18 protein-coding genes are annotated in these 21,685 nt (G+C 55.9%); 3 read left to right on the forward strand and 15 right to left on the reverse strand.

Annotated features, from left to right (window positions below):
* Positions 1 to 2: 2 nt before the first annotated feature.
* The 4 genes from KO088_RS06010 to KO088_RS06025 all read right to left on the reverse strand — a co-directional run bounded on the left by KO088_RS06010 (position 3) and on the right by KO088_RS06025 (position 4,292).
* Positions 3 to 647, reverse strand: coding sequence for an IMPACT family protein (locus KO088_RS06010; RefSeq protein ID WP_215493992.1), 645 nt, complete (start codon positions 645 to 647; stop codon positions 3 to 5).
* Positions 648 to 1,565 carry a 4-hydroxy-tetrahydrodipicolinate synthase gene (gene dapA / locus KO088_RS06015; RefSeq protein ID WP_215493993.1) on the reverse strand — a complete coding sequence of 306 codons (918 nt, stop codon included), beginning with the start codon at positions 1,563 to 1,565 and terminating at the stop codon, positions 648 to 650. It lies immediately after the preceding gene.
* A 162-nt stretch (positions 1,566 to 1,727) separates the two neighbouring features.
* Entirely contained in the window at positions 1,728 to 4,106 is a 2,379-nt protein-coding gene (locus KO088_RS06020) for a hypothetical protein (protein WP_215493994.1), read from the reverse strand.
* Between the two features lie 48 nt (positions 4,107 to 4,154).
* A complete protein-coding gene (locus KO088_RS06025; RefSeq protein WP_215493995.1) occupies positions 4,155 to 4,292 on the reverse strand; it encodes a hypothetical protein in 138 nt (45 codons plus the stop codon).
* Between the two features lie 1,278 nt (positions 4,293 to 5,570).
* On the opposite strand from KO088_RS06025, the gene KO088_RS06030 reads away from it, so the two are divergent.
* The gene (locus KO088_RS06030; RefSeq protein ID WP_215493996.1) at positions 5,571 to 6,497 is read left to right on the forward strand and encodes a dimethylarginine dimethylaminohydrolase family protein; all 927 of its coding nucleotides are present in this window, start codon (positions 5,571 to 5,573) and stop codon (positions 6,495 to 6,497) included.
* Positions 6,498 to 6,623: 126 nt separating this feature from the next.
* Here the strand turns inward: KO088_RS06030 and KO088_RS06035 are convergent, their stop codons facing one another.
* The 6 genes from KO088_RS06035 to KO088_RS06060 all read right to left on the reverse strand — a co-directional run bounded on the left by KO088_RS06035 (position 6,624) and on the right by KO088_RS06060 (position 15,060).
* Positions 6,624 to 8,123 carry a butyryl-CoA:acetate CoA transferase gene (locus KO088_RS06035; RefSeq protein WP_009432804.1) on the reverse strand — a complete coding sequence of 500 codons (1,500 nt, stop codon included), beginning with the start codon at positions 8,121 to 8,123 and terminating at the stop codon, positions 6,624 to 6,626.
* 138 nt (positions 8,124 to 8,261) lie between these two features.
* Complete coding sequence (trmD, locus tag KO088_RS06040) at positions 8,262 to 8,957, reverse strand: tRNA (guanosine(37)-N1)-methyltransferase TrmD (RefSeq protein ID WP_009432815.1); 696 nt, start codon at positions 8,955 to 8,957, stop codon at positions 8,262 to 8,264.
* A 45-nt stretch (positions 8,958 to 9,002) separates the two neighbouring features.
* A complete protein-coding gene (locus KO088_RS06045; RefSeq protein WP_215493997.1) occupies positions 9,003 to 10,055 on the reverse strand; it encodes a hypothetical protein in 1,053 nt (350 codons plus the stop codon).
* Between the two features lie 107 nt (positions 10,056 to 10,162).
* Entirely contained in the window at positions 10,163 to 10,453 is a 291-nt protein-coding gene (locus KO088_RS06050; RefSeq protein ID WP_215493998.1) for an outer membrane beta-barrel family protein, read from the reverse strand.
* Positions 10,450 to 12,327, reverse strand: a complete 1,878-nt coding sequence (locus KO088_RS06055) for a heavy metal translocating P-type ATPase (protein ID WP_215493999.1) — start codon at positions 12,325 to 12,327, stop codon at positions 10,450 to 10,452. Before KO088_RS06055 ends, KO088_RS06050 begins: the two co-directional genes overlap by 4 nt.
* A gap of 453 nt (positions 12,328 to 12,780) precedes the next feature.
* Positions 12,781 to 15,060: an outer membrane beta-barrel protein gene (locus KO088_RS06060; protein WP_215494000.1), complete on the reverse strand. Its 2,280-nt coding sequence runs from the start codon at positions 15,058 to 15,060 to the stop codon at positions 12,781 to 12,783.
* A gap of 766 nt (positions 15,061 to 15,826) precedes the next feature.
* Between KO088_RS06060 and KO088_RS06065 the strand changes: the two genes are divergently transcribed.
* Both KO088_RS06065 and gcvT read left to right on the forward strand, forming a co-directional pair.
* Positions 15,827 to 16,258 (forward strand): hypothetical protein, encoded by a 432-nt coding sequence (locus KO088_RS06065; RefSeq protein WP_215494001.1) that lies wholly within the window; start codon positions 15,827 to 15,829, stop codon positions 16,256 to 16,258.
* Between the two features lie 550 nt (positions 16,259 to 16,808).
* Positions 16,809 to 17,903, forward strand: coding sequence for a glycine cleavage system aminomethyltransferase GcvT (gcvT, locus tag KO088_RS06070; protein ID WP_009432771.1), 1,095 nt, complete (start codon positions 16,809 to 16,811; stop codon positions 17,901 to 17,903).
* A gap of 124 nt (positions 17,904 to 18,027) precedes the next feature.
* On the opposite strand, the gene KO088_RS06075 is transcribed toward gcvT, so the two are convergent.
* From KO088_RS06075 to KO088_RS06095, 5 genes are all read right to left on the reverse strand, one after another.
* On the reverse strand, positions 18,028 to 18,225 hold the full coding sequence (locus tag KO088_RS06075) for a hypothetical protein (protein WP_044115691.1): 198 nt from the start codon (positions 18,223 to 18,225) through the stop codon (positions 18,028 to 18,030).
* A gap of 148 nt (positions 18,226 to 18,373) precedes the next feature.
* Entirely contained in the window at positions 18,374 to 18,949 is a 576-nt protein-coding gene (locus tag KO088_RS06080; protein WP_215494002.1) for a superoxide dismutase, read from the reverse strand.
* A 90-nt stretch (positions 18,950 to 19,039) separates the two neighbouring features.
* Complete coding sequence (locus tag KO088_RS06085; RefSeq protein ID WP_215494003.1) at positions 19,040 to 19,495, reverse strand: CYTH domain-containing protein; 456 nt, start codon at positions 19,493 to 19,495, stop codon at positions 19,040 to 19,042.
* Between the two features lie 9 nt (positions 19,496 to 19,504).
* Positions 19,505 to 20,608, reverse strand: a complete 1,104-nt coding sequence (locus KO088_RS06090) for a DUF2027 domain-containing protein (protein ID WP_215494004.1) — start codon at positions 20,606 to 20,608, stop codon at positions 19,505 to 19,507.
* Positions 20,609 to 20,641: 33 nt separating this feature from the next.
* Positions 20,642 to 21,646 (reverse strand): DUF6427 family protein, encoded by a 1,005-nt coding sequence (locus KO088_RS06095; protein WP_215494005.1) that lies wholly within the window; start codon positions 21,644 to 21,646, stop codon positions 20,642 to 20,644.
* Positions 21,647 to 21,685 lie beyond the last annotated feature (39 nt).

Below are 21,685 nucleotides of genomic sequence, written 5' to 3' on the forward strand. Positions count from 1 at the left end.
TACTATTCTTCGGAATGGGTGGAGTCGGGGGCTTCGGGGAGGAGGGTCACCCCATAGAGTTGCTCCAGACGGGAGCGTAGCTCAGCTGCACAGCCCTGGCGCTGCTCGAGCTCAAGGAAGCAGGACTCTCTAAAGTCCTGCACGACGACGCGCGCTTCGGTCTCCTTGACGATGCGCATCACGGGACCCATCAGCTCATAGCTGAAGGTCAGGCGGATGCGCTCAGTAAGGATACACTCACGGCGGGGCGCATCGGTGAGAGCTGCCAAGGCTGCTTCGCGATACGCCTCGATGAGACCGCTCGTGCCGAGCTTCACGCCACCAAAGTAGCGCACGACGAGGACGATGACCTCCGTCAGCCCCAGCGAGACGAGGATACCATAAATGGGCTTACCAGCCGTCCCCGAGGGCTCGCCATCGTCATTCGCACGATAGGGCTCACCCATAGGGCCCAGACGATAAGCCCAGCACACGTGGCGGGCATCGTAGTAGCGGGCACGCACCTCGCGCACACGCTCCAGCGCCTCCTCCTCGGTCGTCACGGGATAGGCGTAGGCGAGGAACTTACTTCTCTTCTCTGAGTACTCGCCTTCGCTAGGCTCGGCGAGCGTCCAATAGCTGTCGCAGATCTCTGTCGTCGGGCTCACTTAGGCAAAGAGGTGGGAGGCGTAGATGTCGAGAGCCTTGCGCGTAGCGTCAAGGCGCTCAGAGAGCTCGGGGCTCGCAGCGACCAAGGGCAGACGCAGGCTATTGCTGTCGATGAGACGCATGAGGTAGAGCAGGGCCTTGATCCCGACGGGATTCCCCTCCTGGAAGAGCTGGGTATTGATGGCGCGCATCTCCGTCTGGATCATGTCGGCCTCATTGATACGTCCCTCCATAGCTAGGTGCGTCAGGTGGGAGAAGAGGCGGGGATAGGCGTTGCCCACGACGGAGATGACGCCCACGGCTCCATTCTGGATGAAGGGCACGGTGAGCGCATCATCGCCTGAGAGGACGACGAAGTCCTCGGGAAGCTCGCACGCGGTGATCTGTGCCGCCTGCTGGGGATAGCCCGAAGCCTCCTTGATCCCAATGATATTATCGAAGTCCCGCGCCAAGCGCACGGCGGTGTCGGGAGCCATATTCACCCCGACGCGCCCCGGCACGTTGTAGAGCACCAGCGGTAGCGGACTCGCCTCGGCCAGGTGGGCAAAGTGGCGGTACATCCCCTCCTGCGAAGGCTTGTTGTAGTAGGGCACGACGGAGAGGATGCCCGAGAGACCACGAGGATCAAGCTCACGAAGGCGCTCTGCCGTCTCACGGGTATTATTACCCCCAAGGCCGACCATCAGCGGACAGCGACCTGCGACCTGCTCGATGATGTGGTCGGTGACCCGCTGACGCTCCTCGCGCGTAAGGCAGGGTGACTCACCCGTCGTCCCGTGGATGACGATGAAGTCCGTAGCCCCATCACGGAGCAGATGTTCGAGGAGGCGCTCCAGGCTCTTATAGTCGACCTCTTGCGATTCGGTGAAGGGCGTGACCAGCGCCACACCCATCCCGCGGAAGGGATGCTTACTCATAGCTTATCATTCTATGACAAATACGTGAGAGAAAAAAAATTCCCTCACACAAAGTTAAGTATTTTACCTATCTATAAGTATGCAGCAGGCCCCGCACCCTTCGAGAGGGGCGGGGCCTGCGACCTTATACCTTAGATATAAGGGGATCCTATTGGGGAGGGGTTAGAGTCCCTGCTGGGGCTTTCTACCATCATCACCCTGGTACGTCGTGGAGTATGCACGCAGAGGTTGGTAGGTAAAGTTGCTATACAAACCACGGACATCATCGTTTGCACCTCCCTTATTAAGGCCATAATAGATACCACCACTGAAGGCATTATAGCCATAGAGGCGATTCGTCATGGGGATGCGGTTAGTAGCATTGACAGCCTCGATCAGCTGCTTGAGGGCCGTCTTGTCATAAGCCTTGAGCATCGCGTCATTCTCCCATTGACCTGCGACTGTCCCCCAGTGCACAAGCTTAATACCCTCTGCTGTATCCCAGGTCTTCACTGTAGAGTAGGGCTCCAGGTAAGCATCCTTTTTCAGCACATCCTTCACCGTATTAGCATTGATCAGGATACGTGTGACCATACCGCGAGTAGGCTCTGCACCTACACCGAAGAGATCGGACTCTTGGAGGTAGGTAAAGGGCTTCGTCGCATTGTTAGGCTCGACATAGAGAGGTGTCGTGACGATATTCCCAACGAAGTACTTCCCGAGATAGAGTGACTCGATAACCATAGAGGTGACATACTTACCACCATCAACAAGCTTCATGCGTGTCAGGTAGCGAACCAGCGTCTGGTACTTACTACGGGGATGGGCGCCCGTATCCGAGCGACGAGGAGAGATATACAGCTGGCGATAAGCATAGCCAGGAGCGTCATCAGCTACATCCTGATCCTTCTTAGCGTAGTCCGCACACACGAAGCCTGCTTCAGAGAAGTCAGACGTATCATCGTTCGTAGCCTTATAGGGGAGCAGCTCATTATAGATATACGCACGGTAGTCGTAGCCACTGGAGCCCTTTGCGAACTTGCCGCTGAAATCCTTGAAGCGTCCACCTCCAGCACTGAATTCGAGAGGCCAGAAGAGACTCATCAGATTGAGCCAAGCCTGATTAGGCATATACATCTTACCCTTAGAGGTCGTCACGCCAGCAATGCGCACCTCATTAGCCTCAGCAGAAGATACCAAAGGCACGGCACGAAGAGTGGGTTTGTTGTAGTGCTGCGGGTCATTAGTTAGACCACCAGCATTGACATCATGGTGCTTCCACGTACCATCCTTATAGAGATAGCCCTTATCAAGATAGCCGAGGGCCTGACGAGGCTGCGTGTAGAATTCGCAATTCAGCGTGTAAGCCTTACCATCGGCGGGGGCGAAGTTTGCACCACCGATAGGAGCAATGCTATAGTTAGGACGAGCGATGACCTGACCACCGATCTTAGGATTCTTTGCATAGACGTGGATCAGCCCCGTAGCAGCATTGATAAGCAGACCATTGTCGTCCAGCTTGTTCTCCGAAGCAGAAGCAACGGCGAGAGCATCCCCCTTATATCCCCAGAAGACCACAGCCTTATCTGAGCGAGCACCACCACGAGCAACGGTGAACTGAGCCGCAGAGAAGTCCTTATAGAAGTAGGTGTAAGCCTTACCGCCATCGACAGCCGTGCTATACTTACTGGTGTACTTGGTAGCCTCCGTAGTCAGCTCCGTAGCAGCGTTCTTTGAGCCCTTGAGCTTGAGGAGCGCGGGCTTCGAATCGTTGTTGGGACCGAAGTAGTTGTTCGTAACCGCAGTGATCCCGTCGAAGGTAACATCCTGGTCCATGTTGTTACGGAAGGTCACCAGAAGGAGTGAGCCCTGGGGCTTCAGCTGGCTGGTGGTAGTAGATACAGGAAGGAGCTTGCCATCGGTGACCTTCACCGAGATAGGTGTAGAGGCGTAGAGGATAGGCAGGTTGACAGGAGTAGAAGCAGCCGAAGAGAGGCTGATCTCTTCCATCACAGGAGCGACCTTGAAGCTCTCCGTCGTAGCATCGTAGCTCGTACCACCGGTGTAGACCGTGACCGTACCATTAGAAGAGGACAGCGCAGAGGCCAGGGCGGAGGACAGTGAGATATTCTTATCGTGACGATAGCGACCGAGGGGCTCTTCGTAGGTCATCGTAGAGTGAACGTTCTCGATGAGCGAGCCACACTCGAAGTGCAGGATAACATCGATCGTAGGGTTAGCTGCGACGAAGTTGGCACGAAGCGCAGAGAGGATCTTCTGATTGGTAGCTGTTGGGTTGAGGTCATCATCGAGCTCACCCTTAGTACCGTCCTTTACCGTGACAGGGCTCTGGGGGCTATTGAAGGCACGAGCACTCTTAGGCGTCTGCAAATCGTTGAATTCGTTCACCTCAGCGTCGAGCTGGAGAGGCACATTGACACGGGGACCATTGTCGACGGTCTCCGTATTCGTCTTGCTTGACTGAGGCTCATCCTTGGCACACGAGCCGAGGAGCAGAAGGCCGCAGAGGAGCGAGGTAACAGTGAGTAAATTTAGTTTCATTGATTGCACGTTAAGTAGATCTAATACAGCGGATTTGATTAGAGTAGCTTAGAGAGCTTCACCTTCTTCGAAGTCTTCGAAGCCGGCTTCACCAGAGAACTGGATACAGATATTGAGAGGAGCTGCGGACAGCTGGAAGGCATCAGCCACGGGGGCTTCGTAGGGGAGCTTGTTGTTTACGTTCATACGTTAGTCTTATGAATAATGTGTGAGAAGGACCCGCCTCGCCTGCGCCTTGCTGAGCTGATAGGTAGAGAGCTCGCGCGGAGTACAGCGACATCATATAGCATACAAAGTCGAGGCGTAGTCCTAAGGGAAAATTCGCACAAAGATAATTAAAATGTTTAAATATTCAGTGACAGAAGCGGGTTATATGTGCGAAGAAGTAAAGAGGTACGTTGCGTCTCTCCGAGTGGCCTTCCCCTGAAGGTCGGAGGGGCTACCCGCAGGCGATGGCGCGATGCCTCTATACACCACTATCGGAGCGAGTGCACAAGGGCGGGGAAAGTAACCAGTACAGGTTCGCGTGGCGACCTATATTGGTCACTGCGTCAACCTATATTGAGACTGTTGCGGCAGAGTCCTGCGCTCTATTTATTGTGCTAAGGCATCGCGCATCCAGCTCCCCGATATGCCTCTCCGAAGTGATACACAAGCCCTTCGCCTTATCGCGCGTATTCCTCTTATTCAGCGGAGGGGAAAGTGTCCTTCTCGTGAAGAAAAAAGCGCCTTCCCGCAGTGGTTTTTCCGCATCTACGTACGTAGTCTTAAAGACCAGGTACGTAAATCCAAATATCCACGTACGTAGATGTTAGAGCCACGTGCGTAGTCCAAACTTATCTGCCACTCGTCCACAACTTTTATCCATACGCGGAGCAATAGTCTCATATTGGTTCGTTCTGCGACCTATATTGGTCCACGCGTCGACCTATATAGCTTCGCCCAGCGACCAATATAGGTCGTAACACCGCCCCCAAAGCATCCTACTATCTACCTCACGGAGAGCGCAATGCAAAGGAGGACAAAAAGTGAGGAAATGGTGGGGATAGTGGACTACACTTCGAGAGAGGCTAAGCCTCGAAACAGAGTGAAGTGGGGCACCCTATCTATAGCGGTGCACAGGCGAAGCATTATAAGGCCGTGCTGAAACGACTACTGGTCCGCACCCGAACAACTATTGGTATCAGGGTCAAACCACTATTCGTTTGGAATCCAAACCACTATTCATTTGCAATCGGACGAATAGTGGTCTGCTTGCGAATGGCTATTGCTTTCGACTTCCCTCTCTACGACTTCGCTCCACCGCCCCCACGAATACCAGCTGAAAAGCCGTGCCGAGTACCCACGCCTTACCCCACCGATGCGGTCACCTGACGGAGCAAGGGAGTCCAGCGTAGAATCGTTATATTTGTAACAACGAGGGGAAGCTGACGCCCAGCCTCCCCGACTATCAAGCAAATACCTATGGAACGGATCATCCCCCATGTCACCAACGAGACAGCTCGCCTCCGAGCTGTCGTCCTCGGGCTCCCCGACAGTCTGGGCCCCATCCCCACCCTCCAAGAGACCTATGATGCCAAGAGCTATGAAGCCGTAAGCCGAGGGATCTTCCCCAGCGAGGCGGATGTGCGGCACGAGATGCAGTGCGTCCTTGACGTCCTCGATCGCTACGGCGTCCGCACGCTGCGCCCCGCCCCACTCACCGACTACAACCAGGTCTTCGCCCGTGACGTAGCCTTTACCATCGACGACACCCTCTTCATCTCCAATCTCATACCCGACCGCGAGCGGGAGACCGAAGCCTTTGCCAGCTCGATCTTCCCCCTCATTGACCCCGCACATATTGAGACCCTCCCCGAGGCCGTCCACACCGAGGGTGGCGACGTGCTCCTCTATGACGATATCCTCTTCGTCGGGGCGTACTTCGGCGACGACTACTCCAGCTTCAAGACCGCCCGCACGAACCGCTACGCTATTGACTTCTTCCGCGAGCGCTTCCCCCACAAGCGTGTCGTACCCATCGAGCTACGCAAGCACGACCGCGAGCCCGCTAAGTCCGTCCTCCACCTCGACTGCGCCTTCCAGCCCGTGAGCCGTGGCCGCGCACTCATCTATCGTGAGGGCTTCCTCCATGAGTGCGATGTCGCCCTCGTCGAGGAGATCTTCGGCCGTGACAACCTCTTCGGCGTCACCCCCGAAGAAGCCTACTACATGAGCACGAACGTCGTCTCCCTCTCACCCGATGCCCTCATCAGCGACCGCCACTTCACCCGCCTCAATGCCCACCTGCGTGAGGCGTGGGGTATGACCGTCGAAGAGGTGCCCTATCAGGAGATCTCGAAGATGGGTGGCCTCCTGCGCTGCTCGACGATGCCGCTCATCCGCGACTAAGCACCCGTAGCACCGCACGCTACTCCCCCCTCTACATACAGACAAAACGACCGCCGCCCCGGCACTCCTCCGTCAAGAGGAGCACCGGGGCGGCGGCGCTTTTAGCTTAGAGCTATGCGGGTGGGCTTAGTTCTTCTTGTACTTAGACCAGTCGACGTTGCGCATATCCCCCGAGGCTGCGATCTCCTGATGGAAGGCAAAGCAAGCATCGAGGCACTGAGGCGTCTGACCCTTCACACCGAGGTTGAGGTAGTCACGCAGCAGCTGCTTGTAGTCGGGGTGTACGCACTTCTCGATGATCTCCTCAGCGCGCTGGCGGGGGCTCTTACCACGGAGGTCAGCGATACCGTACTCGGTGATGATGATCTTCACAGAGTGCTCGCTGTGGTCGAGGTGCGAGACCATAGGTACGAAGGCCGAGATCTTGCCGTCCTTAGCGGTAGAAGGCGTGGTGAAGATCGAGAGATAGCCATTGCGAGCGAAGTCGCCTGAGCCACCGAGACCATTCATCATGCGCGTACCGTTGACGTGCGTTGAGTTGATGTTACCGAAGATATCAGCTTCGAGAGCGGTATTGATGGTGATGACACCGAGACGGCGGACGATCTCAGGATTGTTAGAGTATTCCTGGGGACGCAGCAGGAGCTTGTCCTTGAAGAAGTCGAGGTTGCCGTAGATCTCCTGGATGACGGGGCGCGTCACAGAGAGTGAGCAGCCACTGGCGAACTTCACGCGCCCCTTCTTCATCAGCTCGATGACAGCATCCTGGATGACTTCGGTATAGACCTCGAAGGCAGGGATCTGCTTGTTGTCACCGAGAGCGCCGAGGACAGCGTTAGCTACGTTACCTACACCACTCTGCAGGGGGAGGAATTCCTTAGGCAGACGGCCAGCTTCCATCTCAGAGACGAGGAACTTAGCCACGTTGTCACCGATAGCCTTCGTGACATCATCGAGGGGAGCGAAGGCACCTTCGTCGTTGGGCTCGCTCGTACGGACGACACCGACGATCTTAGCAGGGTCAACCTTCACGAAGGGCTGACCTACGCGATCGCTGGGGCTATATACGGGCATATCACGGCGATGAGGAGGATCGAGAGGCTCAGCGATGTCATGGATACCGCGGATTTCCTTGGGATGCTTGTCATTCAGCTCGACGATGATCTTGTCCGCCAGGCGGCAGATCGTGGGGAGGATACCGACACCAGAGGTGGGTACGATCTCACCGTCTTCGGTGACGTCAGCAGCTTCAACGATAGCGACGTCGATCTTGCCGAGGAAGCCATAGCGGAGCTCCTGAGCGAGCATCGAGAGGTGCATATCGAAGTAGGGGTGCTCACCGGCGTTGATGCCGTTGCGCATATCCTTGTTCGACTGGTAGGGCGTGCGGAACTTAACTGCACCTGCGCGAGCCAGTGCGCCGTCGAGACGGTCGCCCGTGCTGGCACCAGTGAACATACCTACCTTGAATGGGCGACCTGCAGCGTGCTCTTCTTCGGCGCGCTTAGCGATAGCTCCAGGTACGACCTTGGGGCAACCTGCGGGGGTAAATCCGCTGAAACCAATGTTGTCGCCGTCCTTTACGAGTGCGGCTGCTTCGTCAGCTGTGATAAACTTCAAAGCCATGATTCTTCGATTATAGTGTGTTATTAGTGACTTATCTAAAGCGAAGCGACGGGCACACGAGAGGGTGCGGCCGCGGGCTTCCTACCCGAGGTCCCTCCGTAGTGCCCCATCCTAAGGGCAAATTTAGGAATTAATTCGCTATTTCTCGTGACCCAAGTGCTTCTTGTAGAGGTCGGGTCTCAGGCGCTTTGTACGCTCGAGGGCGCACTCCATCTTCCACGCTTCGATACGGGCGGCGTGCCCACTGAGGAGGACGTCGGGCACCTTCCACCCCTTGTAGTCGGCGGGGCGGGTGTAGATAGGTGGCGCGAGGAGGTCGTCCTGGAAGGTATCAGAGAGTGCACTCTCTGCGTCGCCGATGACGCCAGGCAGTAGGCGCACCACGGCATCCACCATGATAGCAGCTGGCAGCTCACCGCCCGTGAGGACGTAGTCCCCGACGGAGATCTCACGTGTTATGAGGTGCTCACGGATGCGCTGGTCGATCCCCTTGTAGTGGCCGCAGAGGATGATGAGGTTCTCCTGCAGGCTCATCTGGTTCGCAATGCCCTGATCGAAGGTCTCCCCATCGGGCGAAGTATAGATCACCTCATCGTAGTGGCGCTGGCTCTTGAGGTCGGCGATAGCGCGGTCGATCGGCTCGATCTGCAGGATCATCCCTGCCTCACCCCCGAAGGGATAGTCATCGACACGGCGCCACTTATTCGTAGCGTAGTCACGGATATTGTGGACATGAAGCTCGAGGAAGCCCTGCTGCTGGGCACGGCCGACGATGGAGTGCTGGAGCGGGCTCTCGAGGAGCTCGGGCACGACGGTGAGGATATCTATTCGCACGTAGGGATATACTTATTTGATCGGGTTAGGCGGAGGGAAGGGGGATTAGTTCTTAGGCGCGGGATCAGCGAAGTACGTGTAGCTGATATTCGCCGTGTAGGTGGTCTTCGTCTTAGCGACACCCTTCTCGATGGTGACCTCCATCTTCGTGGGGAAGCCCTCGGTATTGGTCTGGGTGTACTTCACCTCGTAGTAGTAGCGGTCGATGAGCTTGAGCAGGGGGAGCTTGTGCTCCTTGTCGGCATCATACTCAGCCTGCGTACGGGGGCCGTGGGTCTCGCGAAGCTCGCGGACGATGTCGCCCGTATCGCCATAGGTGTAGGTCGAGACGGTAGCACCATTGGGCTTCTTGAGGTCCTGCTTAGCTACGCCCACCGAGGTGTCGAAGGTGTGGATCTCTTCGAAGAGCTTACGCCCATAGTAGTCCACACGCATACGTGCCTGCTCGTGGTAGAGCGCGCCCGTGCCGCCGACAGCCTTGGGGTCGGTGACGAGGGTGAAGGTGCGGGACTCGATGATGGGATCCATGTAGGTGTAGTTCGTGCGCAGGACGGTCTCCTTGGGATTAGCCCCTCCAGCAGAATAGTCATAGACGGTGCGGACGACACGGCTCAGGCGCGAGCCCTCGAGCTCATGCGTGACGTCGGCGACGAGACGACCTTGGGAGTCATATTCCTTGTAGCTACTGACGTAGCTGGCCTGCGGGGAGAAGGGGCGGTAGGTGTACTTCGTCTCGGTGCGCTCCTTCGTGCCGGTGGCGGTGAGCTTCTCGACGACCTCGCTGACGCGGTAGCCCTGCTCGTCGTAGGTATTCGTCGTCGTCTCGATGGGCTGCAGACTACCCCCCGAAGCGGGGATGCCATAGACGACCTTCGTCAGAAGGCCACCCGTACGGCGGTAGACCTCTTCGGTGCGCTCCTCTTCGGTGCCTGCTGCAGAGAGACGGGTGATGACGCGCTTCTCTACCTTACCCGTGAGGGTGGAGAGGGGCTTAATTGATGGGAATTCGGGGGTGTTCTTTCCCTTACCAAGGCAGCTGGGCAGCATCAGAAGGGCTGCTGCCGACAGGGCGGTAAGGCGGCTGATGATTCTATTCATATCGGTCACATCATTAGATGGGGGTGCGGTGCTCTCGGGAGAAAGGCTGCGCCCCTACATATATAATAGGTACTACAAAGCTAAGACAAAATGCACATATCGTGCTGTCACGCCCTCTGTACGCAAAGCCCCCGAGCCACGGCTACTCTATGCAGGCAAAAGCGACGCTTCACGATATATGGGGAGACTTCGCGATAGCGAGCGAGGGGATAGCGAGCAGGCTTCGCTATCCCCTCGGCTCTATTTAGATGGAGTGTAAGGGCGGTATTCGTATTGAAGGGGTCGCGGGCGGAGAGCGTGGAGCGTAGGTTGCCCATACGCTTGCTCACCGAAGCATCGATCCACCACTGGTGCTGGATGCGATAGAGCTCATAGAGCACTCCACTATAATAGGTCACACCGAGGTCGATCGTCCAATATGAGGGAGCACATTGCTGACACGCATACTCCTTAACGCATTGAGTATAGCAAGTATGGTAACACCTACATCGGCAAACACGGCAGCCCACATGTTGACAACGCCCAACGCTCCCAACAGCAACATCAGGAGTTTGATGCCGATGGCGAATACGATGTTCTGTTTCACTATGCTTAACGTCTTGCGCGCTATCATCATACCTTCGACGATATTCGTGGGATTATCATTCATCAATACGACGTCAGCGGCTTCAATGGCGGCGTCACTGCCGACAGCCCCCATGGCAATGCCTATGTCAGCAAGTTTGATGACCGGAGCATCGTTGATGCCGTCGCCGACAAAAGCGATGGGAGACCGGGCATGTTCTTGGCGCAGTGCTTCGACAAATCTCACCTTGTCTATCGGCAGCAGCTCGGCATGGAACTCATCTATGTTCACTTTTCCGGCAACATCTTTAGCCACATCACTGCGGTCGCCCGTAAGCATGATTGTTTTCCCAACTCCAGAGGCTTTCAGCCTGGCGATGGTCTCGGCGGATTGCGGCTTTAGGCTATCGGAAACGACGATATATCCCATATAAGCGCTGTCTACGGCGACATGGACAATGGTACCTATCTTTTCGCATGACTGGGGAGACACACCAGCACGCGACATAAGTTTTTCGTTTCCGGCATAAACCTTACGATTGTCGATGATTGCCATGACACCTTCGCCTGCAATATTCTCATAACCGGTCACTCTTGTTTTGTCCAATGGCAAATTGCAGGCATCCCGTATCGATGCCGACAAGGGATGGTCAGAAAAACTTTCCGCCAATGCAGCCAATTCTATAAGCTCATGCTCCGACATCATTTGGGAATATACGGCAGTGACCGAGAAATTGCCTTCTGTCAGAGTCCCGGTCTTGTCGAACACGACTGTTTTTATATGCGCCATCATTTCCAGATAGTTGGAGCTTTTTACGAGAATGCCCTTTCTTGATGCTCCACCTATTCCGCCAAAGAACGTCAGCGGTACAGACACGACCAGTGCGCAGGGGCAGGAAATCACCAGGAAAATCAGAGAGCGGTTTAACCAGACAAGCCATTCGCCGCCCACAATCAGCGGAGGAACCAAGGCGAGCAATGCAGCCACAGCTACGACAGCAGGGGTATAATAGCGTGCGAAACGGGTTATGAACTTTTCACTCTTCGCCTTGCCTGTATCCGCATTTTCTACCAAATCGAGGATTTTCGCAACGGTCGATTCTCCAAATGTCGCCGACGTACGGATATGCAGAACACCCGTGAGATTCAGGCTGCCGCTGATAACGGTATCGCCTTCGGAAACCTCACGCGGAAGGCTTTCACCTGTCAACGCCGCCGTGTCGAGAGTCGTACTTCCGGAGATTATCTTCCCGTCCAATGGTATTTTCTCTCCCGGTTTCACTACGATGATACTACCGACCGGGACATCCGATGGAGACACTCGTGTTAGACTTCCCTCTTTCTCAATATTAGCATAATCCGGACGGATATCCATCAATGCCGCAATCGAAGCCCGGCTTCGTTCCACCGCTATATCGGAGAAAAGTTCCCCAATCTGATAGAACATCATCACTGCCACTGCTTCGGGGTATTCACCGATGACAAATGCTCCGACGGTCGCAATAGTCATAAGGAAACTCTCACCCAAAAACTGCCCTTTGCACAAATTACGCAAGGCGGCATAAACGATGTCCGCACCGATTATGACATAGGCGATGGCACATAATCCGATGTGGATCTCTTCCGGAATAGCCGGAATATATGTCGCCATTAGCAAAACGATGCTCGCAATGATGCGTATCACTTTGATTTTTTGTTCTTTTTCCATAACCAATCATTTAATCCGCTGCAAAAGTACGGAATAAAAACTGCTACCAAGTTGCAAAGTCAGTCGTGCCGCTTATTTCAGCAATCAGGGCAAAGACCTTCTAATAATAATCGGCACTATACAACTCAATTCCTTTCGGATAATGCACCATCGGAATATAGGTATGGTCGAGACAGTATGTTTTATGGCAACTCTAACAGTAGAAATGACAATGTATTTTCCACTACGAAGCGCAACACTTTGGTTGCAAATTCAGGCAGAAAACCTCGTGTGGGGTGTGGTAACCTAACTTCTTTCTCGGGCGGTTATTGAGGCTCCACTTAATCTCCTGCGCCGCCTCACGATACGCGGGGAGATTTCGCGATAGCGAGCGAGGGGATAGCGAGCAGGCTTCGCTATCCCCTCGGCTCTATTTAGATGGAGTGTAAGGGCGGTATTTATACGGCTAATAGACTACTGAGCGGGGGTATTCATCCCTTCGCTTGCCCCCGTAGTGAGGCGCTTCAGGTCATCATACCGCGCACGCGTATCCTGCGCCTTGACGCTCTTCTTCCCCCAGCTGTAGGAGATGGTAAGCTCCAGGCGTGGGCTGTGCCAATTACGCTCGAAGGCCAGGCCGTTGACCTCCGGATTATAGCTCCCGCGCGCGATATTCGTATTGAAGGGGTCGCGGGCGGAGAGCGTAGCGCGTAGGTTGCCCATACGCTTGCTCACCGAAGCATCGACCCACCACTGGCGCTGGATGCGATAGAGCTCATAGAGCACTCCACTATAATAGGTCACACCGAGGTCGACCGTCCAATCCGAGGGGAGGCTGAAGCTATGGCGGTGCTGGACGAACTGGGTGTTGAGCGCGGCGCTGTAGTCCGTCATCTCGATGTGCCCCGCATCCCACTGGCGCTGGGCGGCGAGGATGGTGAGCGCCAGCCAGCTGAACTTCTTCTGGCTAACCAGCGGGAGGGGCAGGACCAGCAGTGCACGCAGCGTACGGCTGTAGTCGAGGTTGTACCGACGCAGGGTGATCCCACCCCCATACATCGGGGGTATAGCTTCTACGATAGGATCCTCGGTATCGGCGTAGCTGAGCTCCAGCTGCGCCGCACGCATGTAGGTATAGTTCAGGCTCAGGCCCCTGCGATACGCTGTCCGCAGCCCGGAATTCCCTTCACGCCGGAAGGCAGCCGAGGCTACGCTGGTATAGCCAAGGAGGTCACGGTAACTCGGGCGCGTATAGCTGGAGGAGTGGGTCAGGGAGAGCTCATGGTCGCGAGCGGGTGCATAGCGGAGGGAGGCAGAGGTGAGAAGCTCAGTGCCCGAGCGGAAGAAGTCCCCCAAGCCACTTCCCAAGCTCCCCTTGCGGTCTTCGCCTGCGATGCGTAGACCCACAAAGCCAGAGACCTTCGGCAGACGGAAGCCCAGCTTCGTATAGCCCTCGATATTCCATTCTCTTAGCATCAGCTCGTCCGCTCTACTGGTGAGGCGAGAGTCTACCGCTACACGGCTGACCTCGGCACCAGCGTAGAGTGTGAAGATGCTCGAGAGGCGATGCGCGAAGTCCAGGGCGATACGCGCGAAGCGGTTGTCATCCTTGGTCGCTACATCCATAGCCCCCTGATCTCGGCGCAGGTCGGAGCTCCCACGCGAGCCCTCGGCGGTCGTCTGTAGGCTCCAGCGACTGGCGCGGAAGGTATGGAAGAGCGTGGCGTAGAGGTTCGACCACTTCATACGATTGCTCATCCCCTGCGAGAAGCGGAGACGCTCGTCGGCATAGTTCCCGAGGAATTGTGCCCCGAGGGAATGCCCCTTGCCCAGCGTGAGGTCCGTACCCAGACCGACCTGATGGGAGACTCTGGGATCGACACGCAGGTCATCGACGACTCCAGAGGAGAGGGTCGTGGTCTCACGATAGCGCTTATTCCCCAGTGTGTAGGAGACGTAGGAGCGGCTGCGACCATAGTTGAGATTGACCCGAGTGGAGAGCTGCTCGGAGAAGAGCTGATTGTAAGTACCGACAAGGCTGGTGAAGCCCTTGACCCCCTCATCGACTCGCGTCTTGCGCTTGATGTTCAGGATCGGCGTCGTCACTCCGCTGTACTCGACACCTGGCTCACGGATGAGCTCGACCTGAGCGATTTCGCTCACGGACATCCCTTGCAGGAGGGCGATGACTTCGTCTTGTGACATACGCTGGGGACGACCATCGATGTAGACCGCCAGCTCCGAGATGCCGTAGAGCTTGAGCTTATTGGTGCCCTCTATCTGGAGGCCAGGGATGAGCTTCAGCCCATCCAGCACACTACCCCCACGAGCTTTGGCGAAGGCAGCTTCACCGAAGATGAGGGTCGAGCCTTCGTAGCGTACAAGGGGAGTCTTCCCCTCTACGACGACCGCCTCCAGCTCGCGGGTCAGCTCTACGGGAAGCGTACCCAGCTGGAGCCGCCCCGCAGGGAGCTCCAGCGAAGGGCGAAGGATGATGGTCTGCTGGACGAAGGTGGCTGCAAGGCGATACGTCCCCGTCGTAGCCTTGAGGAGGAAGTACCCCTTCTCATCGGTGATCGCACTAAAGGGCGTGTCCGCTCCGTCGGCGGTACGCAGTACGACGAAGGCATTTACCAGAGGAGTCTTGTCCGTCTTGCTGACGAGCGTCCCCTCCAGCCACGCCTCATCGGGGCTTTGGGCTCTGAGGACTCCTCCAAAGGCAAGAGCGAGGAGGATAAGTAGGATGTGTCTCATAGGCTTATCTTCTCTTTGCTTAATTCTCTTTCCCACGTGGAGTGTGGGCTGCGTGTGGGTTTAGTTGATAGAGAGGACGCGTCCTCCCGCGTGAAGTACTTATGCTATGTAAAGGAAAGGATAATCTACCATATATAATAAGGCTCTCGCAAGAATCTGTGTGACAGCCCTCTACAAGGTCAGTTTTTCGACCAGTACTGGTCGGTGAAGTGACCAGTACTACTTCACGTCGCGACCAGTACTGCTTACTATGGGTGACCAGTACTGGTTCGATCGCTGACCAGTACTGGTCGCTTTTGCCCCCTGCGGTACACAGCGAAGAGATAGCCCCTAAGAAGGCGCCTTTAATTCGGAGCAATTCCCCTTACTACAACGACTAATCCCCCAAGCCAAGAGGGCTCAGTCTCCCCCCCCCTTATGAGGAGGGAGAAATGCCCCACTGCACCTCTTCGAGAGGGCATCTCGTGGGCGAGCCACCGCACCCTAATAAGCGAACCACTATTGGTCTGTGCTCGGACGACTATTGGTATGGGGGTCAAACCACTATTGGTTTCGGGTGCAAACCACTATTGGGTTGCACCCGAAACTACTACTGGAATGAGAGCGAACAACTACTGCTTCACCTTTACCCACCCTATTGCTTCACGCTATACCCTCGGTAGACACACGCTTGTACGCCTCCGACAAATTGGAATTCAGTTGGGTATTTATTTGATTGTTAGTATCTTCACAGGAAAGAAACTCTAATATTAAAATTATGTCCACTATGTCAATCAGCCAGGCTCCTGACAGTCGCTCCACAATCATGATTCGCGGAATACTGATTATGGCTATCACCCTCATCTGCTTTGCCTGCAAAAAAGCAGATATCAATATGAGCATAAGTAAAGCTGCACTATCTAGTTCGGCATGGTCTGGAATTCAAATAGATGCTTCAAATAAGGAATGTGACGCTCAGGTATACTTCTCTCACGATGGTAGTATGCGTGTTGTACTTTCTGATGCAGAAGAGGTGCTATTATCTTCCGGACCTTATCCAACAATAATAACTAACAACGCGATACAAGTCATCAGTCCTCTCGAGCGAGAAGAAGACACCCTTTGGTTCGTCTCCAGCTACACTGGAAATTATCTGGAGCTAACATACCAACCGAAGTCCCCTTTTGAAAGAAGGCTTAAACTAAGACGAGTCATTTAACTCCTCACCAAGAGCATAATGCTCTCGGTATATCTCAAATCCATAAACAATGTAGCGTCCCCAGCTATAACCACTTGACATGTGGCTTATAGCTGGGGACAATGTATTGATATTTGATGAAGCTTGAGGAGAATGAGAGGGCTATATTTTGAGACTACTACAAAAGCCATATAGTAGTCCTTAGTTCAGACAAGAGGAGCAACCTATATTGGTCGGCGGGCTGACCTATATAGGTTCGCATCGTGACCAATATAGGTACATACCATCGACCTATATAGGTCAGCCCACCGACCAATATAGGTTCACACCACCCCCTCACGGAGGAAGGGCAAAAGGCCTTATACGACACGGCTGTTTGCCCTCAGCAAGAGAGACAAAGAGACCACCTGCAGAGGGCACGACAGACAGCACTTCGACACCCACCGAAGTGGGCTGAAAGGTGCTTCTTTTCTATAATATTTTAGGATGTCAAGCTATATAGGTTAGTTCCGTAGAACTCCTTACCTTTGATGTGCAAGTACAGCTCACAAACTACATTAAAGCAACCAACATGAAGACAACTCCATTCACCGAGATCCACAAGGCCTTAGGTGCCAAGATGCATGAGTTCGCAGGCTATGATATGCCCATTGAGTATCCTACGGGGATCATCGAGGAGCATATGACCGTCGTCAAGGGTGTCGGCGTATTCGACGTCTCACACATGGGGGAATTCTGGGTCAAGGGCCCCAATGCCCTCCAGTTCATCCAAGATATCACCACCAACGACGCCTCTAAGCTCAAGGTCGGAGACATCCAGTACACCTGCTTCCCCAACGAACAGGGGGGTATCGTCGACGACCTCCTCGTCTACCACTACGAAGATGAGAAGTACCTCCTCGTCGTCAATGCCGCTAATATCGAGAAGGACTGGGCTTGGTGTCAGTCGCACAACGCCGCTGGCGCTATCCTCGAGAACAGCTGCGACAACGTCGGTCAGCTCGCCATCCAGGGTCCTCTGGCACAGCAGGTCCTGCAGCGCCTGACGGATGTAGACCTCTCTACCATCCCCTACTACACCTTCAAGGTCGGCACCTTCGCTGGTTGCCCTGAGGTCATCCTCTCCAACACGGGCTACACCGGTGCTGGTGGCTTCGAGATCTACTTCTACCCCCAGTACGGTGAGAAGATCTGGAACGCTATCTTCGAAGCAGGTAAGCCCGAAGGCATCCGACCCATCGGCCTCGGAGCTCGCGACACGCTCCGCCTCGAAGTCGGCTTCTGCCTCTACGGCAACGATATCTGCGACACCACCTCTCCCCTCGAAGCTGGTCTCGGCTGGATCACGAAGCTCATCCCCGAGAAGAACTTCCCCAGCAAGGCATTCTTCGAGCAGCAGAAGGCCGAGGGTATCAAGCGCAAGCTCGTCGCCTTCAAGCTCTCTGACAAGGGTGTACCCCGCTCACACTATGAGATCGCTGACGCAGACGGCAACATCATCGGCGAAGTAACCTCCGGCACGATGTCCCCCACCCTCAAGACGGGTATCGGTATGGGCTATGTGAAGAAGGAGTTCTCCGCTATCGGCACGCCTATCTACATCGTAGTACGTGGTCGTAAGCTCGCTGCCGAAGTCGTCAAGCCCCCCATGCGCCTCGTCGACTAAGCTCGCCCTCCCTTAGCCTGCACGGGATGCGGGCTACACGAAAAAGCCCCAGACGGCTCTCCCACCTCGCTCGGAGGTACGATGAGCCGTCTGGGGCTTGTCTTTTGTCAGTCGGGGCTATCCCTTAGTGCTTAGGCTTCTCGCTCCGCCCGTCGGCATTCTTCTGCACGAAGTAGAGGACGCCGAGGAGGTTGATGACGCCGAGGCCTGCTGCCATACCGACGATCATACGCTGTGCCTCATTAAGGAAGAAGAGCGAGACGACCGCTGCGATGATGACGAGGATGATGAGCCCGATGATAATCTTCTTGATCAGCTGCATAGTGTGTCTATTAATTGTTGCACGGGCAAAGCTACGACAATTCTCCCGCACTGCCGCCCTCTCCCCACGATAAAAAGGCTTCGCCCCCCGCTCACCCAAAGAGGCGAGCGGAGGGCGAAGTATCGAGAATTAAAAGAAGCGTCTACGATTAGTAGCGGCTGGCTACGACGTCCCAGTCGACGATAGCCCAGAGATCCTTGACGTGGTCAGCACGACGGTTCTGGTAGCTCAGGTAGTAAGCGTGCTCCCATACGTCGACACCGAAGAGGGGACGGAGGCCCTGGACGACAGGGTTGCTACCGTTAGGCTCCTTCGTGATGACGAGTTCGCCGTCAGCCTTAGCAGCGAGCCAAGCCCAGCCCGAGCCGAAGAGCGTGGTGCAAGCCGTGAGGAATTCCTGCTGGAAAGCCTCGAAGCTACCCCACTTAGCTACGATAGCCTCGAGGAGCTTACCCGTAGGCTGGCCACCCTTGTTGGGGCCGAACTGCGTGAAGTAGAGGTTGTGATTCAGGAGCTGACCTGCGTTGTTGAAGATAGCGCCTTCGCTCTTGCGAACGAGTTCTTCAAGAGGGAGCTCAGCATATTCCGTGCCTTCGATGAGGCCGTTCAGCGTATTGACATAGCCAGCGAGGTGCTTACCGTGGTGGAAGGAAAGGGTCTCAGCGCTGATAGCAGGCTCGAGGGCATTGGGAGCGTAAGGGAGTTGGATGAGTTCGTACTTCATCTGTGTAATTGTTTATTGGGTGTGATTAAATCGGACAAATGAGGGAGGGCATTCGCCCTGTCCTATACTGAACTAACCCAATTAAGTCCATTATTGTTTGCTTCGGGCCAGCGCACTATTGTAGTAGCGGGGGTCACCCGTCACCTCTTTGCCCACCCAGGGCGGCAGGTCGAAGGTCTCATCTTCGCTCTTCAGCTCCAGCTCCGCCAGGCAGAATCCCTCGAGATGCCCTGCGAAGAGGTCGACCTCCCACGTATGCCCGTGGTAGGGGACGAGGTAGCGCGTCTTCTTCAGACGGTGCCCTCCGCACAGCCCGAGAAGTGCCTCGGCATCCGCCAGCGGTATCTCATATTCGTACTCATCACGCACCAGCCCCTTGGCATCGGAGGGCGTCTTCAGCGTGAGGAAGCCCTGATCGCCACGGCGACGCACGCGCACCGTGGGGCGTGTCGAGTGGAGGTAACCCTGATCAATATGCAGAGCATCGGTAGCCTCAGCGAGGAAAGCCAGCGAGGTCACGAGGAACTTACGTTCGATCTCTTTCATAGCCGCCGCTTAGCCGATAGTCACTTGCGTAGCGCCATAGCCGTACTCCTGGAAGGACGCATCCTGGAAGCGGCACGTGGGGTACTTGCGTCGTAGCTCACGCTCGATAGAGGCTCTGAGGACACCATCCCCCTTCCCATGGATGAAGACGATCTTACGCCCACGCTCCCGTATATGCTCCTGCATCGTGCGGTGGAAGTAGTCACGCTGATAGTCATGGATATCTGCGCTCGACATCCCTGCCGTCGTCTCGAGGATCTCCGAAGCATGGAGGTCGATGACGAGAGGCTCATCACGGCGAGGAGCAGAGGGCGCAGCCTTTGGAGCAGGCTTCTTGTCCTCCTTCTTCGTCTGCAGGGCAGAGGCCAAAGCAGACGCGTCCACCTCGGGCTGCGCCTGCTCAGCGCCACGCTCTACGATAGGGAGCATCAGCGCATCGTCGGTGAAGTAGTCGTTGGGGCGGAAGGAATGGAGCTTGAAGAACTTCGTCCCGTCGAGCTTGAGGCGTACCGAGAGGGGGTTCTGTAGCTTCGTGATCCCCCCATCGTGGAAGGGAAGTATCTGGATGGCGAGCTGCTCAAGGTCATTGAGATCAGCCGGGGCAAACTCCTCTAAGAAGGCATCGCCGTGAGGCTCGATCGTACCCGTAGAGCGCACCTTATAGCCCGTACCCACGGCACTCAGATAGACATAGTAGAGGGTGAAGCCGCTGTAGTTGACGAGGTAGGCTTCGTAGTTCGTCAGCCCGAGCTTAGCACGATCCTGCGGGAGGAAAGCCAGCTGTACAGTCAGCTCATCCTCACCAGCACGCAGGGGACGAGCAGGGCGAGGTGCAGGAGCTGCGGGGCGACGCACTTCGTTGGGGGCGGGAGCAGCAGGCTCCGTGCGCCCCTGACGGAGCTTCTCCTGAATGATCTTCGGAGGGCGAATCTCTGGGATGAAGGTGTCGCCCGCTTCGACGACGACGCAGTCCTTGAGCGGCGTGGGGATCTCGAAGCCGTCGGCATCTTCGACCCAAGCGGTATCAGCGGTGATGCGAGCCACACGCCCGCCCCCGACCGTATTGAGGAAGCGCACTTGGCTCCCTACCTGTACATTGTTAGGGTTATGCATAGAGGAGAGGAATAGGAGAAATGACAGAGTGCCTTAGCCTACCCGGCGAAAGAGCTCAAAGAACCCCAGCGCATAGAGATACTGGCTGAGGAGCAGGACGAGAAGGATGGAGCGCAGGACGAGTGCCATACGCTGCGGGAGCATACCCATCCCTCGCGCGATGAGGAAGGCGATGGGTAGCAGGGTGAGCTGGAGGAGCGCAGCCGATTCGCCAGCCACGAAGGGCACAGCGAGAAGGAGGACGAGCGGATAGAGCTGCATCGTCGAGAAGAGGTCACGGTGCCGCACACTCTCCCGATAGTAGCGGCGACGATAGAGCAGGTAGCCGACGAAGAAGGTGACGAGCACCACGGCATACGAGGCGAGGGGCACGGCCTCAAAGCTCTTCAGCTCCTGGGGCATCGGGAGTGGGAAGGCTCTCAGCGCAAAAGCCCCATAGGCCTGAAGCGCCCCATTCCCCATCAAGAGAAGGACGGGCACGAAGAGCCACAGCGGGAGGATCACCCCGATGAGGAGCGCAATAATGGGTCGCCAAGCGATGGAGCGCAGGTGGTATTGGCCCCAGATGATGACAGGGACCAGCAAGAGGTAGACGGGAGAGACCAGCGAGAGGACACCTACGAGAAGCCCGATGAAGAGGCTGACGCGTGGCTGGTGCGTATCCTGATACGTGCCGAAGCTCAGGAGCTGGATGAGGAGCTGGAATATAAGCGCCCCCGCCGAGAGGATGCCCATAGAGGGCGTCGTCGTGAAGAGCGCCACCATGAAGAGCACCAGCAGTGGGCGCTCCACACGCTCGATGAGCAGGAAGTATTCCCCGATATAGATAGCGAAGGCAGAGAAGCCCGCCAGCACCAAGAGCCCAGCCAGACGATAGGTCCATGCCGTCGCCACGGGAAGTAGCGGCGCGAGGACGCCCGCCCCTTCGCTTACCTCACCCGTAGCAGGTGGGAGGAGGTACACAAGGAGGAAGGTGAGGAGCCATAGAGTGAACTCCAGCCAATTGGTACGCTGTCGCGAAGAGGTGAAGCGAGACATATCGAGAGGATAACTGGTGGGAGGGCAGAGATACCCTCA

Source organism: Porphyromonas bobii (genome assembly GCF_943169685.1).
Lineage (GTDB): Bacteria > Bacteroidota > Bacteroidia > Bacteroidales > Porphyromonadaceae > Porphyromonas > Porphyromonas pasteri.

What these genes read in the sequence shown, in the direction of transcription:
- dapA (WP_215493993.1), bottom strand. Translation starts at nt 1,565, where the DNA reads ATGAGTAAGCATCCCTTCCGCGGGATGGGTGTGGCGCTGGTCACGCCC.
- KO088_RS06020 (WP_215493994.1), bottom strand. Translation starts at nt 4,106, where the DNA reads ATGAAACTAAATTTACTCACTGTTACCTCGCTCCTCTGCGGCCTTCTG.
- KO088_RS06085 (WP_215494003.1), bottom strand. Translation starts at nt 19,495, where the DNA reads ATGAAAGAGATCGAACGTAAGTTCCTCGTGACCTCGCTGGCTTTCCTC.
- gcvT (WP_009432771.1), top strand. Translation starts at nt 16,809, where the DNA reads ATGAAGACAACTCCATTCACCGAGATCCACAAGGCCTTAGGTGCCAAG.
- KO088_RS06035 (WP_009432804.1), bottom strand. Translation starts at nt 8,123, where the DNA reads ATGGCTTTGAAGTTTATCACAGCTGACGAAGCAGCCGCACTCGTAAAG.
- KO088_RS06030 (WP_215493996.1), top strand. Translation starts at nt 5,571, where the DNA reads ATGGAACGGATCATCCCCCATGTCACCAACGAGACAGCTCGCCTCCGA.
- KO088_RS06055 (WP_215493999.1), bottom strand. Translation starts at nt 12,327, where the DNA reads ATGGAAAAAGAACAAAAAATCAAAGTGATACGCATCATTGCGAGCATC.
- KO088_RS06080 (WP_215494002.1), bottom strand. Translation starts at nt 18,949, where the DNA reads ATGAAGTACGAACTCATCCAACTCCCTTACGCTCCCAATGCCCTCGAG.
- KO088_RS06045 (WP_215493997.1), bottom strand. Translation starts at nt 10,055, where the DNA reads ATGAATAGAATCATCAGCCGCCTTACCGCCCTGTCGGCAGCAGCCCTT.
- KO088_RS06060 (WP_215494000.1), bottom strand. Translation starts at nt 15,060, where the DNA reads ATGAGACACATCCTACTTATCCTCCTCGCTCTTGCCTTTGGAGGAGTC.
- KO088_RS06095 (WP_215494005.1), bottom strand. Translation starts at nt 21,646, where the DNA reads ATGTCTCGCTTCACCTCTTCGCGACAGCGTACCAATTGGCTGGAGTTC.
- KO088_RS06075 (WP_044115691.1), bottom strand. Translation starts at nt 18,225, where the DNA reads ATGCAGCTGATCAAGAAGATTATCATCGGGCTCATCATCCTCGTCATC.
- KO088_RS06090 (WP_215494004.1), bottom strand. Translation starts at nt 20,608, where the DNA reads ATGCATAACCCTAACAATGTACAGGTAGGGAGCCAAGTGCGCTTCCTC.
- KO088_RS06025 (WP_215493995.1), bottom strand. Translation starts at nt 4,292, where the DNA reads ATGAACGTAAACAACAAGCTCCCCTACGAAGCCCCCGTGGCTGATGCC.
- KO088_RS06065 (WP_215494001.1), top strand. Translation starts at nt 15,827, where the DNA reads ATGTCAATCAGCCAGGCTCCTGACAGTCGCTCCACAATCATGATTCGC.